This window comes from Hohaiivirga grylli (assembly GCF_039655745.1).
Taxonomy (GTDB): Bacteria; Pseudomonadota; Alphaproteobacteria; order Rhizobiales; family Beijerinckiaceae; genus Hohaiivirga; species Hohaiivirga grylli.
In genome coordinates, this window is record NZ_JBBYXI010000004.1 from 1 (window position 1) to 17062 (window position 17062).

Here is a 17062-nt window from a genome sequence, read left to right on the forward strand (position 1 = left end):
CCCATTCTGATGGCTCATCCATGAATGTCGGTGGCTCGCTGACCATTGGTTATGGCGTATCAGGTTCGCTTAATGCAGGTGGCGGAAACTCGACAAGCGACAAGGCATGGGTGACGGAGCAGACAGGAATCTATGCTGGAGATAATCTCAACATCACAGTTGGCAATCATACCCAGATTGATGGTGCGGTGATTAACTCTGAAACAGGTAATCTGACCCTTGATACCGGAACTCTTGGGTTCTCTGATATTGTTGATCATGACACAGCTTCATCAATGAATGTGAATGTTGGTATCAGTAATGATCCGGCAACGGGTAAACCATCAGGTGGCTCAATTTCTGGCTCTGTCTCCGATCGTGACCGTGAACAGGTTAATCATGCAACGGTTGGTGAAGGTGAAATCACTATTCGTAATCAGGAGGATCAAAAGCAGGATGTTGCGGCTCTTAACCGTGATGTTGAGAAGGCTCAGGAAATCACGAAAGATGAAAGCTCAGGCGTAGATTTCTATGTCTCATCTAGTGCTATTGAAGAGATTGCTTCTGAATTTGAGACGACAAGGAATAATCTAAAGAAATTAGAGAGTGCGGCCTCAAACGGTTTTGAGGAACTTCCTAATAACATTAGGGAATCTTTATATGAAGCCGCGCAGGGAGTTAGTTATATTGATAAATCAATAGCAGATGCTGCAAAAGAAATAATTCTTAAATCTGCTCTCTCTTCCGAACAAAAAGCAAATGTTGACCAAACGGTTCAGGATATTTTTTCTGGAAAAGTAGATTTGAAACGGGTTCTTGGGTGTAATGGAGGGGGAACAACAGGCTTCAACATTCTGGAATTCTTTGTCACTACAGCCCATGCAAGTTCAACAGGGTGTGGCTTCCTTGATAATAACGGAAACTATCGAGAGCTTTCTGCTTCCGAATGGGCAACTTGTGTAAAAATATTAACCCTTGCAGTTGCAAATGTAATGACTAGTAAGGGTAGTATCGATCAAGAATCTATGAAGGCTATTTCTGGATTAGCGGATGCCTTGAGAGATGCTTTAAGTGATCAGGGCTTCCAGAATGCCGCTATGATGACGGCAGAATTAAGTGGTGCTGTCAGAAAGACTTTGCTCGAATCTATTCTAGGAGAGGCAGAGTATAAAAAACTTGAGCAAGCTATAGAAAACGGTTCTGATGATGCAGCGCAAAAACTGGCTGCTATTATCGACGAATGGGGAGAGTCAAAAGGTTTATCTAATCAGCAGATTTCTGATCTTAAACTGGTTTCAACTGTAAGTATTGCGGCTACGTCGGTTATTGTTGGAGGTAAAAGACTTTTAAAAAGTTTAACTGATAATAAATCTGGAATCATAGTTCCAGGAAGAGTTGCCTCTAGAATCAACCTTAGAACAGGTAATTCTGATAATGGTTGGACACATGTTGTAGAAGTTCATTACTCAGGAAAAAGTAATAAAAGTCAATTCTCTATAAGTCAAAATGAGCTACGTTCTGTTTTACAAGCAGATGCAAGAAATAGCCCAATTGTTGGTACTTCATTTTCTACAGAACATGGAATTTTGTATGTTAGACAATATAGTCATTCTAGTGGAGTTGGAGTTGATTATTTAACAGGGAAATCTACAAATACAATTACTATTTTCACAGATAGTAAAGGTAATTTAATTACGGCTTTTCCTGGTGTTCAAGTAAATGGTGTTAAATGGTTTTAAAATGTCTGATTTAAATGAAATAAAACTTCATAAATCTGAGTATATTAAAAATATACTTTATAAAAATGAGGGGAGTAAATTGTATGAATTTATAGTGTCTGAAATGCCAGAAATTAAATATGCCTATTGCTTTAGTTGGACGCCATCTCAAACAGAAGAAATATATTCTATAATTACGGACAAAAGAGAGAAGATATCTATAGAGTTTCCGTATTCTTCTGATAGTCGGCCTTTCATAGTAAGTAGGACATCATTATATAAGTTAAATAGAAAGAAATACTCTAGAGGAATGAACCGCTTTATCGATGCTATTGAGAAAGCTTTTCGTGAGAATGGTATCTGAAGATTGATTCTGTCGCATTTGAAACTGACAATACAGTTTGAGATGGTTGAGCGGTTTCACTGTACCGGAATGAGTAGTTCAAACTGCTGTTTGAGCTTTAAGGGTGCACTTCGGGCTTAATCCGCCTGTCCTCGCCACATCATCTGAATTGTCTCAATTATTCCATGCTCTTGGATCATCACCTCAAGATTGCGAAGTGATAAACAATAAGCCAGATACCATCGCATACAGAGTAAAATAACAGATGGCTGGAAGCGTCGATATTTGAACATTGCAACTCATAACGGAGAAAATTAAACTCCCTGTGTTATGAGTGGGGGACGTTGCAGATCAATTAATGCGACAGAACCCTTCAGGAACGCTTACAATCAAAAAATCGGATGGATCAACGCAATCTATTAATCTTACGGCAACTACAATTGGTGGAAGTCAAGAGGGCTATTCGGTCATTGGGGGTACAATAACATATCCGAATGGTACCTCGCGTCCAATGACACAAGCTGAGGCTCTTACGGCCGCTCAAGGTATTGTAGGTGCTACTAGTGGAGCTTGGGGTATTGGAGGAACAGTATTAGAGAGTAGAGGTAAATAATAGGGGGATTGGGGAACGAAATTGGGCTAGCGATGCAGCTGGAACTGGTAACCAGTTTAAGAAGATGACACCTGATCCTAATGATCCTAATAAAATTAGAATGAAAGATTCTAACGGTAAAACAGTTATAAAAAATAAACCACCAGGCTTTGATGAATATTGGCGGATAAAGATGGGAGGAAGGTAAATTGTGTAATGCCTTAGAGTTTCCAAAAAAAGAATGGTTTGAGGGACGCTGGTCGTTTGATAATGATGTTGCTAACCGCGAGATTATTATAAAAGATATTACAAAAAATTATGCCTCTCTTGGGCTTCTAATTCTTTACGATGACGATGATATTATAGATGATAAGGAGGAAAAGCTAAAAATAAGTAATATCAGATTTATTAAAAATTCTCTCTTGTTTGAGACTATGTTTCCATCTATCGGTCGAATTAATAAGTATACATTAAATTTAACAAAAAATATTAATTTATTAGAAGGTTGCTTCTCATATGTAGCAAAATCGTCCTTTTCACTCAAACGAACATATACATTAAAAGGAAAAATTGTAAATGTTTATGTAATAGATGATGAAGATTTTTGGTCTGAGTATCATGTTTCTTTTAATCAAGACGGCATTATGTTTGTTGAGGCAAAAGATTCTGAAAGTAATGAATTTTATAATATAAATGGAACCAGATCATGCAATAATAAAATTGCAATTAATGCATACATTAATAGTGAAAAGATCGAAAAAATTTTGATATTTGATTTGAGTAATAAAATTGTTAAATTTAAATTTAAGCATTATATCGATATACATAGAATTAAATAGTTGTCCCGTCCAAGCGTCCAAACCGGATTGAGTAGAGTTTAAAGCGGTGATTTTGGGTTCTGTCGCATTTAAAGTTATAGGCGCGTTTGAATCGGTTTTGAAAGTTTCACTTTACTAAAATAAGCATTTCAAACTGCTGTTCAGATTTAAGGACAACCCCAGGCATAATCCGCCTGACTTTATACATTTAAAGCGGTATCTTGGTGGAGCTGAGGGGAGTTGAACCCCTGACCTCTGCAGTGCGATTGCAGCGCTCTCCCATCTGAGCTACAGCCCCGGCTGCTTTTGATTTTTAAGAAGGGTGGCATTTTCTGTCAATCTTGCTTTATTAAGTGCGCATATACGGCAGCAGGTTTGTGGTTCGTTATTAATTTATGCTGATACAGGTTGTTCTTCCGGCCTAAGGGCATTAGATGCTACAGAGAGGGCAATAATTGTTTCTCTGAGTTTAGGTACAGATTACCGGATGGCCTTTCTGATCTGGTTAAACCGATGGATAGATAAATGCGCGCAATTCTTGATGTCATTCTCTTTGCTCTCAGCATCTATGTGTACATAGTCTTCGCAATGGCAATCTTCAGCTGGCTGCTGGCGTTCAATATCGTCAATTTTCATAATCAGGTTGTTCGCGGTATCTGGAATTTTCTCTGTGCGGTAACCGAGCCGGTCTTGCGGCCTATTCGGAGTTTTCTGCCAAATCTTGGCGGCATTGATATTTCTCCGGTTATCCTGCTGCTGGGCATTATGCTGCTCCAGAACATTATCGTGCGTTACATTTATCCTAACGTCTTCTGAACTTAAGTTATGACGGATCAAGCTCTTCCCTGGCAGGCAATCTCTGAAGGTATTGAGTTGCGTGTGCGTGTCACCCCGCGGGGCGGGCGTGATGCGATTGACGGGGTCGAAAGTCTCTCAGACGGGCGCAAGGTTCTAAAAGTCAGGGTGCGGGTGGTGCCGGAAGATGGTGCGGCCAATGATGCGGTTCGCAAGTTGCTGGCAAAATCTCTGAAATGTCCGGCATCCGCTGTTTCCCTGAAGTCAGGGGCAACGGCCAGACTTAAGCTATTTCATATACAAGGTGATGGTGCAGCTCTCATGGAGGTGCTACAGACAATCACCAGTTCGTAATTTCATAAATTCAAACGATAGGGCGAGGATATGACGGCAAAAATTATCGATGGAAAGAATTTTGCAGAAGGTCTGCGCCAGCGTGTTGCAACAGCCGTCAGTGAACTGTCAGCGCAGAATGCCCGTCCGGGATTAGCTGTTGTTCTGGTGGGGGAAGATCCGGCCAGTCAGGTGTACGTGCGCAATAAAGCCAAACAGACACAGGAAGTTGGGATGGCGTCTTTTGAGCATGTCCTGCCGGCTGATACCAGTGAGACAGTTCTTTTGGCGCTGGTTGAAAAACTGAATTATGATGATCAGGTTGATGGCATTCTGGTGCAGCTTCCTCTGCCGGCTCATATTGATGCCCAGAAGGTGCTTGAGACGATTGTGCCTGAAAAGGATGTCGATGGCTTCCACCCGGTTAATGCCGGGCGTCTGGCAACCGGTCTGCCGGCTCTTGTTCCCTGTACGCCGTATGGCTCTCTGCTGCTGATTAAATCGGTTCAGCCAGAGCTTGCCGGTTTGAATGCCGTAGTGGTGGGCCGCTCCAATATTGTGGGTAAGCCGATGGCGCAGCTGCTGATTGCCGAAAGCTGTACCGTAACCGTTGCCCACTCAAAGACCCGGGATTTACCGGAAGTCTGTCGTCAGGCTGATATTCTGGTGGCAGCCGTCGGGCGTCCGGAAATGATCCGGGGTGATTGGGTCAAGCCCGGCGCTATTGTGATTGATGTCGGGATTAATCGTATTCCCGCTCCTGAAAAGGGTGAGGGTAAAACCCGTCTGGTCGGTGATGTTGCTTATGCAGAGGCTGCTGAGCATGCCGGTTACATTACTCCGGTTCCCGGTGGCGTCGGACCAATGACAATCGCCTGTCTGCTGCGTAATACGGTTGTCGCAGCCTGTGTGCGACGGGGTATCAAAACTCCGGAAATGTAAACAAAATTTAGGGGCAGAATATGAATACTATAAGGCTGCTGTGCAGCTTGCTGGTACTGGCTGGACTGGTAACGCAGGCAAAGGCTGAGTGTGTCGGTAAGTCTCTATTTTCTGAATGGCAAAAAAAGCATCCTGAAATCATTCAGGCGATAGAAGCGCGTTCTGTCCAAATGCCATTTACTAAAGGAAAGTTTTTCAAAATTACGAAAGATGGGCAAAGGCCCTCGTATGTTCTAGGGACGATCCATGTTCATGATGAGCGTTATATTCCACTAAACCCAAAGATTCTTGCGGCTCTTAATGAGACTGAGTTAACGGCGCTTGAGCTAGCTCAGATCGGGCAGATCGGCTTTGAAGATATGGATTTGTCGGATGAAAATCCGGAAGAAATCATGTTCTGGTCTTTGGCTGAAAGTGGTGAGCGTCCGTTAGATTTTCTGAGTGCTGAGGAGCAGTTGAAGCTTAAGAATTATGTTAAAGAAGATAGTTTCAGCTCGGTATCATTAATGTTGGTATCCCGGCCGGTAAATGTGGCTTTGCAGCTTGCCTCAATGCCTTGTGGTAAATTTCCTGACCCTAAAATTACCCCCGGTGTTGATGACAGTCTTGCGCATGCAACTCGGCAGGCAGGACGCCGTGTCGTTGGGCTGGAAAAAATAAGCGAGCAATTAAAATTACTTAATGATGTCCCTCTTCACATCCAGCAAGAGATGTTGCGATCACAGATCAGGGCGTTTCCTTATTCGTCAGATTTATTGGAAACAGCAAAACAGCTGTATCTGAGTGATGATATTGGAAAATTGATTGCTATAATGGAATTGGATCATCCTCTTTTCGTGGAGAAATACGGGCATTATCCCGAAGAAATTATGGAAAAGCTGCTCAATGTTCGGAATGCTATTATGGTTGATCGCTTGCTCCCTTTGCTAAAAGACAAAAGTGTTTTTGTTGCTGTGGGGGCTGGGCATTTACCAGGTGAGTACGGGCTTTTAAAATTGTTGGAAGAGCAGGGCTATAAAATAGAGCGAATAGATATTAATTAAGTAATTGCCATTAAGTTAAAGCTAGTTCTATCGATATCTTTGCAGGTGCTCTTTCCTTGTTTAGATTAATTGTAAATTAGTCTAATGTAGGCTATGTTCTTATCTGGTTTGGGGTAAAATATTCTCAAATCAGCCAGGTTTTTTGGCATCTCAGTTTTGTTATTTTGCAATGTGTCTGAGGTGTCAGGGAAACTGGGCGCAGGTTGTGTGATTAACTCACTTGAGTTGGTTACAATCCTTACGTTTTGTTACTGAAGCCTGTTCGATGGATTGCTGTTCATCGATGAATCCGGTACGACCCGCTTGAAGAGTTTGGCGGATTTCGACCGCCGCAGGCTGCTTGAACGGGAGCAAAAAACAATGGCTCAGGCAGGAGATAAAGCGTCCAGACAAAGGCCGCTGTCCCCCCATATTCAGATTTATGGCTGGTCATGGACCATGGTCATGTCCGGTTTTCACCGTGCGACAGGTTTTGCGCTGTACTTCGGCATGGGGCTGTTTGCCCTGTGGCTGGTGCTGCTGACAACGCCGAGCACCAATGAGCTGGCCTATTGGCTCGTGTCGAACATTATCGGCTGGATTGTCCCGTTCGGTTTTTCATGGGGGCTGATCCACCATCTGCTTGGTGGCATTCGCCACTTCATCTGGGATATGGGCAAGGGCTTTGACCCCGTCAGCCGTCGCAATATGGCGATCTATACCCTGGTTGGTTCCACAACACTGACACTCCTTCTCTGGGTTGTCGGTTTCATGCTCACGCGCTAACGGAGGCTCTCATGGCAAATGACGTTAAATCCGCTGGCCCGCGTTTTTCGGTTTTTGGTCCAAGTGGCAAAACTCTGGGTAAGGCCGTCCATGGCAGCAAGCACTGGTGGACGCAGCGTATCCTGACCATTATCGGTCTGCCGCTGGTTATCTTCTGCATCTTCGTTTTCGCCTATGCGGCCGGTAAGGGTCCGGGCGGAATGGTTGCTATTCTTTCCAAGCCATGGATTACAATCCTTCTTGGCCTGACCTGCTTCCTGATGATTGCGCATATGCGTTACGGATTGCAGCAGATCCTTGAAGATTACGTGCCGACCAAAAAGGTTCGCTACACAATGCTCGTTTTTAACGATGCATTCTGTGCCGTTGTTGCAATCATGATTGCATATGCAATGGTTCGGCTCATCCTGTTTTCCATGATGCTTCAGACAATTACGTACTAAGGGCAGGGCGATGGCTTCTCAGAGCAATACATACTCGATCAACGGCAGGGCTTACCCTGTTATCGATCATACCTTTGACGTTGTCGTTGTCGGTGCTGGTGGTGCTGGCCTGCGGGCAACGGTTGGATGTTCTCAGGCTGGTCTGAATACCGCCTGTATCTCAAAGGTTTTCCCGACACGTTCGCACACAGTTGCCGCTCAGGGCGGTGTTGCCGCTTCGCTTGGTAACATGGGTCCCGACAGCTGGCAGTGGCATATGTTCGATACCGTCAAGGGCTCGGACTGGCTGGGCGATCAGGACTCGATTGAGTACCTCGTGCGTCATGCGCCTGCTGCGGTTTATGAACTTGAGCACTGGGGTGTGCCGTTCTCCCGTACCGAAGATGGCCGCATCTATCAGCGCCCCTTCGGTGGTATGACAACTGAATTCGGCAAGGGGCCGCCTGCACAGCGTACCTGTGCTGCTGCTGACCGTACAGGGCATGCCATGCTGCATACGCTCTATGGTCAGGCTCTGAAGCACGATACCCAGTTCTTTATTGAGTATTTCGCTATTGATCTGCTGATGGATGACGATGGTCATTGTCGCGGTGTGATTGCTCTTGAACTGGCAACCGGTGAGCTGCACCGCTTCCGTTCCCATATGACCATTCTGGCAACAGGTGGTTATGGCCGCGCTTATTTCTCCTGTACATCAGCGCATACCTGTACGGGTGATGGCAATGCTATGGTTCTGCGCGCTGGTCTGCCGCTGCAGGATATGGAATTCGTCCAGTTCCACCCAACAGGTATCTACGGTTCCGGCTGTCTGATCACTGAGGGTGCGCGTGGTGAAGGTGCCTATCTGACCAATAGCGAAGGTGAGCGCTTCATGGAGCGTTATGCACCATCCGCGAAGGACCTTGCCTCCCGTGACGTTGTTTCCCGTTCAATGACGATGGAAATTCGTGCCGGTCGTGGTGTTGGTAAGAAGAAGGATCATATCTTCCTTCATATTGATCATCTTGATCCTGCAATCATTCATGAGCGCCTGCCGGGTATTTCCGAAAGCGCCAAGATTTTTGCCGGCGTTGATGTAACCAAGGAGCCAATCCCGGTTCTGCCAACGGTTCACTACAATATGGGTGGTATTCCAACCAACTATCATGGTGAAGTTGTTACGAAGAAGGATGGCAATCCTGATGCGGTTGTCCCGGGCCTGATGGCAATTGGTGAAGCGAGCTGTGTCTCGGTTCATGGTGCCAACCGTCTTGGCTCCAACTCACTGATCGATCTGGTTGTCTTCGGCCGTGCAGCTGGTCTGCGTTGTGCTGAAATCCTGAAGCCAAATGCGCCGCACCCTAAGCTGGATACGAAGATGGATGAGCTTGCGCTCTCCCGTCTTGATCGTTTCCGTTATGCATCGGGCGCACACCCGACATCACATCACCGTAAGGAAATGCAGCACGTGATGCAGAATAACTGCGCCGTGTTCCGTACCGGTGAAGTTCTCGAAGAGGGCAAGAAGCTGATCCATGATGTCTGGAAGAACTCTGCAGATATCAAGGTCAGTGATCACTCCCTGATCTGGAATACAGACCTGATGGAAGCCATGGAGCTCGACAATCTGATGTCTCAGGCTGTTGTCACCATGGAATGTGCCGCAGCCCGTACGGAATCACGTGGTGCGCATGCCCGTGAGGACTTCGCAGAGCGTGATGACATGAACTGGATGAAGCATAGCTTGGCTTGGGTCGATGGAGAGAAGCAGACAGTCAAACTCGATGACCGTCCGGTTCATAATTACACCATGACCGATGAGGTCGAGTACGTCGAACCACGCGCCCGCGTTTATTGATTTTATCTGGTGGGCTCCTGCTGATCTTTTAATCAGCACGTCACCAGCTCAGGAAAAGGACAGGATTGATCATGGTTGAAATCAATCTTCCCAAGAATTCAGTCGTCAAGGAAGGTAAAGTCTGGCCAAAGCCTGAAGGCGCAACGCGCATTCAGGAATTCAAGATTTACCGCTGGGATCCGGATGATGATGCCAATCCGCGTTATGACACCTACTATGTCGATCGCGATGATTGCGGACCAATGGTTCTTGATGCCCTGCTTTGGATCAAGGACAATGTGGACTCAACGCTGACACTGCGTCGCTCCTGCCGTGAAGGTATTTGTGGCTCTTGTGCCATGAATATCAATGGGTTCAATATGTTGGCCTGTACACATGGTATTGATGACGTTGAGGCTGATAAGCTGGGTCGTGTCAATGTTCGCCCGCTTCCGCATATGCCGGTTCTGAAAGATCTTATTCCGGATCTGACGAACTTCTTCGTACAGCACGCAGAGATCAAGCCCTGGCTTCAGACACGCTCTCCTGATCCGGAGAAGGAGCGTTTGCAGGTTCCTTCCGATCGGGCAAAGCTTGATGGCCTTTATGAATGTATCCTTTGCGCTAGCTGCTCGACATCATGCCCGAGCTACTGGTGGAACGGTGACCGCTTCCTTGGCCCAGCAGCTCTGCTGCAGGCATATCGTTGGCTGATTGATAGCCGCGATGAGGAAACAGGCTCACGTCTTGATGATCTGAATGATTCCTTCAAGCTGTACCGCTGTCTGACAATCATGAACTGTGCCAATACATGTCCGAAAGGTCTAAACCCGGCACATGCGATTGCTGAAATCAAGAAGATGATGGTCGCAAAAGAAAACTGAAATCAGTTCAGGAACCATAAAAACCCGCCTAGATGGCGGGTTTTTTGTATGAAGTGTCACGGATAAGTCACATTAAATGTGCGAGAGGTCAGCTATCTTTATGCCAACTTCTTTCGCTAATTGCATAAATGCATTACAGATAGAGGCAATTGTAATAATCAGGGTAGGGTTATGCCATTTTATACGGCTTTGTTCGCAGCGCTTGGGGCTTTTTTATTCTGGTACCTGTTTTTGCGCCGCCCGTCACAGGGCAGTGGTGACATCCGTCAGGTTGGCTCGCGGGGCCAGCGCGCAGGTGTCGGTCAAAGGCCTGTTCCCCAACAGGTTTCATCGCCAGTGACAATGGTCAATGATCCGGTTTCTGCAACAACAACTTTCCTGGTCTCACTGGCTCAGGCTGAAAACCAGCTTGATGATGAAGTTGCCGGTCAGATTAAACAGGAAGTTGCAAATGTCATGGGTGTGACTCGGGTTGACGAGCTTTATAATTTTGCTCTGGCAGCTGCATCTTCTGTAACCGACCCGTCAAATCTGATAATCCGCTTTGCCCGTATCTGGGTTGGTGATCTGGACCAGTCTCAGAAGCAGGATGTTTATGATATGGCTGTTCGGGTTGCAGATAGTCACGGTGGACCAACGGAATTACAGGCTGTCTGTCTGAAGCAGCTTGCTGATAAACTTGGCGTTATTGCTGCTTAAGGCTTGATTGTTTGTAAGTGTAAGTGCGTTAGATATTTAACAATTGCAGTTTTTTACGCTGCTTATGGGCTCTGTAAATTGCAGGATGAATAATGATGTTACAGGTTAAGAACAACACAACACAGCAGCTTTTTAAGGCTGGTCTGGTATTGGGAGTAGCACTGACACTTGCAGCCTGCTCATCCCAGCGTTTCGGCTCGTCTCGTGGCGGTGGCCAACAAAGCTATTCGCAGCCAGAGGCTGTTGAAGCAATCCCTTCTGGTTCAATCAGTTCTGAGCCTTTGTCTCCGCTCGATGGCAGTGGGCAAACGGGATACGGAATGGATGGCTCAGGTGGCATGGGTATGGGGGGAACCAATACCGCAGCTCTGCCTCCTGTCACATCTGCCCCAGCCCAGCCAGCAAGCCGGTTTGGCATGGTTGGTGGATGGACTGCGAAAGACGCAACGGGCTCATCCTGCCGCGTTGTTCTGTCCAGCACACCAACGCTTGATCTCTACAAGGCATCAACCTCTGGCTGTACCAATAAAGATCTTGCAAAAATCTCGGCCTGGGATTTCCGCGATGGTGAAGTCTATCTTTACCAGACCGGTGGCACGATGGCTGCACGGCTGCGCGCGCAAGGCAGCAATATGGATGGTGCTTTGACCAAGTCTGGCGCACCTCTGTCTATGTCTCGCTAACAGAAAACTGCGAGCGTATTGATGTCAGGTAACAATACTGAAGTTGCAGCAGCAGGAGTGGAACCAGTTGCTGCAACCGGACAGGTTTCTTCCCGTTATAATGCTCTGGTGAAGGCAGGAAAGATTGGCTGGGATTCTGCCCAGTCTGAGCTTTTGCCTTTAATGGATGCATTGGTTCAAAAGCTGGGTGAGAGACGCCCTGCATCGGGTGGATTTTTCCAGAATCTGTTTGGTCGTAAAGAGCAGCCAGAAGTTATCAAAGGTCTTTATATCTGGGGTTCTGTCGGGCGTGGTAAAACCATGCTGATGGATCTGTTCTTTGATGCAGTGCCAACCAAGTCAAAACGCCGGGTTCATTTTAATGACTTTATGGCTGATGCCCATAGTCGTATTCATAAAACGCGTCAGCTTCTCAAAGATGGCAAGTTGAAGGGTGATGATCCTATTCCACATGTCGCCAATGAACTGGCGGACGAAGCAGACGTTCTCTGCTTTGATGAATTTGCTGTTACCGATATCGCTGATGCGATGATCCTGGGGCGGTTGTTCACTGTCCTGTTTCAGAGAAATATTGTTGTTGTTGCAACATCAAACGTTGAACCGGAAAATCTTTATAAAGACGGATTGAACCGGGCTCTGTTTCTCCCGTTCATTTCGTTACTGCAAGAACGGATGAATGTTTATGTTCTGTCCTCACGAACAGACTTCCGGCTTGAAAAACTGGGCGGTGAAACAGTCTTTCATATTCCAAATGATGCGCAGGCACATGAGGCACTGGATCGTGCATTCCAAAGTCTGACGGGCCGTAAAAAAGGTGAGTCTAAAACCCTAACCTTCAAAGGGCATGACATTTTTGTACCTGCGGCAAGCCACGGTGTTGCCCGGTTCGAGTTTGCTGATTTATGCGCCAAGCCTCTGGCCGCAGCTGATTACATAGAGGTTGCCCGTAATTTCCATACCATCATCCTTGATGATATTCCGCAGATGGGAATTGAAAACCGCAATGAGGCGAAGCGATTTATTCTTCTCATTGATACGCTGTATGAGCGCAAGGTAAAGCTTCTGGCCTCATTGCAGGTGCCGGTTATTTCACTTTATCAGGCAGAGCAGGGTATTGAAGCTTTTGAGTTTGACCGGACCGTTTCACGTCTGATTGAAATGCAGTCAACGGAATATCTCCAGCTTCCGCATGATGATACGCTGCATACCTCAGAAGTCTCGACTGGGTTGGTGGAAACATGAGCAATGAGCCGGTGGCTGTTCCCGATGAACTGCCAGCGATGCAAGCTGATATCTATTCACATCTGGCAGTAGATGCCCGGTTACTTGCCATTGCTTCCGACAGGCTTCGTACAGGTGGACGGCATTCGGTGACGGTGGTTAGCGTTGCAGAAGCGGCAGGTATGACGCATGCAAATGTGTACCGATATTTCCAATCCAAGTCAGCTTTAATTGATGCCATTGCGGCTCAGTGGCTGAAAGGTCTTGAGGCAACAATTGCTTCAATTGCCGATGGGCCGGATCCGGTTGATGACAAGCTTGAGAACCTTCTGAGTATTGTTGCCCATGCGCAGCGGGATTTGATGGTTGAGAACAGAAATCTTTTTGAAGTCTATGCCGATGCGGCGGCCGGTTCCCGGGTTATTTACCGACGTTTCAGGGCGCGTCTCAAGCAACTCGTTGTCAGGGTTCTGGATGAGGGAATGGCATCTTCTGTATTTGAGATACGTGACCGGGAGAATGCAGCAACATTTATAACTGATACGGCAAGTCGTTTTATTCATCCCGTCGCAATTCGCATGGATAGCCAGATGCCACGGGAGATGTTTGATCGTCGCCTTGATGTCATCATACACGTTATTCTGCGGGCGCTGCGCAGCAATTACATCTAAGAGACTCTGGCTTAGTCCAGAGAAGATGTTGTACCTGTTTCTATGCAGTTTACAGGCTTGGCCTTGTCACCAGAGGTGAGATCGTAAAATTCAGCGCCTTCTTTCTGTGTCCACCAAGTATATTGGCCACCAGCATATTTTGCACCTGATGCGGCAATAACATTGGACATGATTACGGTCTTGTTTTTGACACTCAGGACAGCAAGGGCGTGGGGGTCTGCATTGATGTAGGTAACATCCACTGGCACGTCCCCACATGTATAAGTGGCTGTGGTGCGGTTAACTTCAATATTACCTGGAACTTCAATGGTAATTGAGGTCTGCTTTTCGAGCTTATGAAGAACAATGACGGGCTTCTTTTCACTATCGATCAGGACGAGCTTTCCATCTTCTATCTTCCAGCCTTTAACTGTCTCCAGTGCTTTAAGGTATGTCTGTTCCCGGGCCATTGCCGGTTCCATACAGGCCATTCTGGTGGACGCCATCTGGCTGAAAGAAATGGTATCATCTTGGATATCTGCCGAGCCAACATAGCGGTTACAGCCACCGGAACCGTTGACTTTGCCATCTTCTGTAATGTTCAGGGTTGTTTCAATATCAGCCGTAACATTTTCAGTAGAGATTTTCTCAACCTGCCATTCACCAGAGATTGCAGACGGTGAAGCATAGCTTGCAGTCAGTGGAAGAAACAGACATGAGGCTGCTAAAATGAATTTCTGGGCAATAGACTGAAACATTGTTTTGAGGCTCCAATGGCTCCGTAAGATTCTATAAAAGGCTTTATGTCCGATATAGGCTGGTTGGTCGGTTTTCCAAGATTTTTCTGCACTTATCGTAATTGCTGATATCAGGTTGATATCTTATGAAGTTCAAAAAAATGAACGGCATTGATGTCAAATTCTTCAATCAGTACGAGCTGATCATCGCCTATTATTTGATCATACACACTGAAGTAGGGATGAACATAGGTGTTCAGGTATTCTTCAACTTCGTAATCTCTGCCATATTTTGTCGGGAAGCGCTCATAATACTGATAAAGAGCACCGTTCTGCTGGCTTAAAACATATTTTTTAATGTAGTATTGTCCTGACTTAATCCCATTAATGATGAATTCCCGCCTGAGATTATACTGAAGGGTTGTGTCCTTCTGAACAGAAAGAAACGGGTCAAAGATCGTCGGATTGAGAAGAACGAGCTGATAGCCAAAATCTGTTTCTGTCAGAATATAATCTGCGGTTCGGGCTAATAAGGTCCCTTGCAGCCTTCTGCTAAATTGCAGGACGAAATAGAGAGGCCGTTTCTCAAGATTCATAAAATAGATTGCGATGCCGGAAACACTGATTTTTCCTTTTCCCAGGAATGGGGAAACTTCAGGAAAGATCTCAGTGTTCAATGTCATCGTTATATAGCGAACATCCTGAGCCAGAGAGGTAATTGCGTTAAAAATCAGGGCTCCTCTAAAATATTTCGCATTGCTGTAGCGGGTTGTGCCCGTCAGGGTGTTCCATTTTCTTAAAATAAGGGCGCTGGAAACTTTATGGTATTTGAGATAGCGCCTGACATATTCTGTCTTCCGCTGAACGAATGACTTGAACTCTTCCAGAGCAAGGGTTGGATTTGGGCTTCTTTTCTCATAGTCATAGATGGCATCGAAACTGATGACATCAAGAAGCTCTCCCAAGTTCTCGCTCAAGAAAGAGGATTGCCTGATATCAGCTTCCATGTCGAACAGGTAATGAAGGCCAACCTGTGCGTTCGGAAGGAGCTTCTTAATGCAGCTCCGCAGCTCTTTGTATTGATGTCTGAAAGATGCTGTTTCTAGGGCTTCCTGATCGTCATTATTAATAATGAAAATCCAGCGCTGCATATAATCAGCGCCGTATTTCGTACTGCAGTGTTTCAGAAAATGTGAAAGCTTTTCACGGTAGCGCGCCGCATCCGGTACAACCTTGCCATAATCAATACGCATAAGAACAGGAATATCCTCGTTTCTTATGAAATTGAAAGGTAACCGATAGCGATCATAGGGGGTGATGGAAATAACGGGCTCATCCGTTTCAATCTCATCCGGGTCGCTGATCTCGGCAACAGGATCCCATATCTCTATATAATTGACAGCATTAATCCGCTTTAATTCTATCAGCTGTTGCTGGACGTGCTTCTTCTGTATCTCATCAATGTCTCCGACGAAGATGACATGATCACAATGTTGAACAGGTGGATTATTTTGCTGCTGTTTTGCTTCAAAGGTGACGGTTTCAATTGGTGAATAGAAGGAGCGATTGGCATGCGGGTAATCCCGGTCCAGAACGTTTTCCGTCAGCTGCGAGAATGTATCTGCAAGTAAGACAGGAAGTGTTTCTGTGTCTGGCTCGGAAGAGCCATTGCCACCGGGTGCCGGTGTATAAAGAGACAGGCTATCATTTGCCTGCACGGATGTATCCAGCAAAGGTGGTTGGCCCTGTTTGAACTGAGCCCGGTATTTATGCGGTGTTGTCTGGTATATACTTTTAAAGTGATCAATGAATTTGCGTGTACTTGAAAACCCGTTTGTTTCAGAAATGAGATAAATAGGATCATTCGTATACATGAGGCTGTGGAGCGCATTTTCAAAACGGATATGCTCTACATATTCTGAAAAGCCTGTGCCAACCTCATCCTTGAATATTTTTGAAAGATAGGCTGATGAGACATGGGCACTTTTAGCAATGTCGCGTAATCTCAGTTTGCCATTATAGTTTTCGCGTATTTCCTTGATCGCTTGTGTAACGACCTTGCTATACTTTTTCTGGGTACCTGAACGCGTGTCCGTTTTCACTTTGAAATATGAAATGATAATGAGCAGCAGCTCAGAAGTGAGACGGTTAATCTCAAGCTTGCGCAGAAAATTCTCCGGATTGAAGTTTATAATGGCAATTCTGGATAAAATGGCTTTCAGGTTTTCCGTGTAGTTCTTGATGTGTGAAGCATCTTCTTTATTCGGGATGTAATATTCATACCGAAAGTAATCTTCATAGTTTTTGAAAATATAATTTGATGAAATCGTTAAAGTGAGAAACAGGCTGTTTTTCTCGCTCGCAAGTGCAAAAGGTACATTGTGGTTGATGACGAATAGACTGTCTTTGCCGATGGCATAGATCTGGTCTTTCATGTGCAGGGTTGCGTTTCCCCGGATCATGTAAAGAAGAGTCAGGCCGGCAAGTCCGGGGCTGTTCAAGTGCTCAAGAGACTGGACATTGAGAGTGTAGTCTATTGCATATTCCATAATGAGCACTTTTCCATGATCTGTTTTTAATTTCTCGTTGTCTTATATGCTG

The 17062-nt window shown here is 45.8% G+C and carries 17 protein-coding genes, 1 tRNA gene and 1 pseudogene; 15 read left to right on the forward strand and 4 right to left on the reverse strand.

Translation table 11 applies throughout. The annotated features are described in order from the left end of the window. Window positions 1–1718: hypothetical protein (locus WJT86_RS10760; protein ID WP_407066955.1), on the forward strand; the 1718-nt coding region annotated here is incomplete at its 5' end. Window position 1719: 1 nt separating this feature from the next. Continuing rightward, window positions 1720–2061 carry a hypothetical protein gene (locus WJT86_RS10765; protein WP_346337579.1) on the forward strand — a complete coding sequence of 114 codons (342 nt, stop codon included), beginning with the start codon at window positions 1720–1722 and terminating at the stop codon, window positions 2059–2061. Window positions 2062–2219: 158 nt separating this feature from the next. Here the strand turns inward: WJT86_RS10765 and WJT86_RS10770 are convergent. Next, window positions 2220–2333: pseudogene (locus WJT86_RS10770) on the reverse strand (IS6 family transposase); the annotation flags it as partial. 508 nt (window positions 2334–2841) lie between these two features. On the opposite strand from WJT86_RS10770, the gene WJT86_RS10775 reads away from it, so the two are divergent. Next, entirely contained in the window at window positions 2842–3471 is a 630-nt protein-coding gene (locus WJT86_RS10775) for a hypothetical protein (RefSeq protein WP_346337580.1), read from the forward strand. Between the two features lie 201 nt (window positions 3472–3672). On the opposite strand, the gene WJT86_RS10780 is transcribed toward WJT86_RS10775, so the two are convergent. Next, window positions 3673–3748: transfer RNA gene (locus WJT86_RS10780), tRNA-Ala, on the reverse strand. Window positions 3749–3975: 227 nt separating this feature from the next. Between WJT86_RS10780 and WJT86_RS10785 the strand changes: the two genes are divergently transcribed. The 12 genes from WJT86_RS10785 to WJT86_RS10840 all read left to right on the forward strand — a co-directional run bounded on the left by WJT86_RS10785 (window position 3976) and on the right by WJT86_RS10840 (window position 13745). Next, a complete protein-coding gene (locus tag WJT86_RS10785; protein WP_346337581.1) occupies window positions 3976–4266 on the forward strand; it encodes a YggT family protein in 291 nt (96 codons plus the stop codon). Window positions 4267–4275: 9 nt separating this feature from the next. Further along, window positions 4276–4599, forward strand: coding sequence for a DUF167 family protein (locus WJT86_RS10790; RefSeq protein ID WP_346337582.1), 324 nt, complete (start codon window positions 4276–4278; stop codon window positions 4597–4599). Window positions 4600–4629: 30 nt separating this feature from the next. Beyond that, the gene (gene folD / locus WJT86_RS10795; RefSeq protein ID WP_346337583.1) at window positions 4630–5520 is read left to right on the forward strand and encodes a bifunctional methylenetetrahydrofolate dehydrogenase/methenyltetrahydrofolate cyclohydrolase FolD; all 891 of its coding nucleotides are present in this window, start codon (window positions 4630–4632) and stop codon (window positions 5518–5520) included. 20 nt (window positions 5521–5540) lie between these two features. Beyond that, window positions 5541–6563 carry a TraB/GumN family protein gene (locus tag WJT86_RS10800; protein WP_346337584.1) on the forward strand — a complete coding sequence of 341 codons (1023 nt, stop codon included), beginning with the start codon at window positions 5541–5543 and terminating at the stop codon, window positions 6561–6563. Window positions 6564–6923: 360 nt separating this feature from the next. Next, window positions 6924–7328: a succinate dehydrogenase, cytochrome b556 subunit gene (sdhC, locus tag WJT86_RS10805; protein ID WP_346337585.1), complete on the forward strand. Its 405-nt coding sequence runs from the start codon at window positions 6924–6926 to the stop codon at window positions 7326–7328. 11 nt (window positions 7329–7339) lie between these two features. Next, a complete protein-coding gene (sdhD, locus tag WJT86_RS10810; protein ID WP_346337586.1) occupies window positions 7340–7771 on the forward strand; it encodes a succinate dehydrogenase, hydrophobic membrane anchor protein in 432 nt (143 codons plus the stop codon). A gap of 10 nt (window positions 7772–7781) precedes the next feature. Then, entirely contained in the window at window positions 7782–9608 is a 1827-nt protein-coding gene (gene sdhA, locus WJT86_RS10815) for a succinate dehydrogenase flavoprotein subunit (protein ID WP_346337587.1), read from the forward strand. 71 nt (window positions 9609–9679) lie between these two features. Continuing rightward, window positions 9680–10471, forward strand: a complete 792-nt coding sequence (locus WJT86_RS10820) for a succinate dehydrogenase iron-sulfur subunit (protein ID WP_346337588.1) — start codon at window positions 9680–9682, stop codon at window positions 10469–10471. Window positions 10472–10642: 171 nt separating this feature from the next. Next, window positions 10643–11170: a hypothetical protein gene (locus WJT86_RS10825; protein ID WP_346337589.1), complete on the forward strand. Its 528-nt coding sequence runs from the start codon at window positions 10643–10645 to the stop codon at window positions 11168–11170. A 92-nt stretch (window positions 11171–11262) separates the two neighbouring features. After that, window positions 11263–11853, forward strand: a complete 591-nt coding sequence (locus WJT86_RS10830) for an AprI/Inh family metalloprotease inhibitor (RefSeq protein ID WP_346337590.1) — start codon at window positions 11263–11265, stop codon at window positions 11851–11853. Between the two features lie 21 nt (window positions 11854–11874). Then, on the forward strand, window positions 11875–13095 hold the full coding sequence (gene zapE, locus WJT86_RS10835) for a cell division protein ZapE (RefSeq protein ID WP_346337591.1): 1221 nt from the start codon (window positions 11875–11877) through the stop codon (window positions 13093–13095). Beyond that, window positions 13092–13745 (forward strand): TetR/AcrR family transcriptional regulator, encoded by a 654-nt coding sequence (locus tag WJT86_RS10840; protein WP_346337592.1) that lies wholly within the window; start codon window positions 13092–13094, stop codon window positions 13743–13745. The genes zapE and WJT86_RS10840 overlap by 4 nt, the downstream gene beginning before the upstream one ends. A gap of 11 nt (window positions 13746–13756) precedes the next feature. On the opposite strand, the gene WJT86_RS10845 is transcribed toward WJT86_RS10840, so the two are convergent. Continuing rightward, window positions 13757–14482, reverse strand: a complete 726-nt coding sequence (locus WJT86_RS10845; RefSeq protein WP_346337593.1) for an META domain-containing protein — start codon at window positions 14480–14482, stop codon at window positions 13757–13759. Between the two features lie 110 nt (window positions 14483–14592). Beyond that, window positions 14593–17010 carry a helix-turn-helix transcriptional regulator gene (locus WJT86_RS10850; RefSeq protein WP_346337594.1) on the reverse strand — a complete coding sequence of 806 codons (2418 nt, stop codon included), beginning with the start codon at window positions 17008–17010 and terminating at the stop codon, window positions 14593–14595. Window positions 17011–17062: the final 52 nt, after the last annotated feature.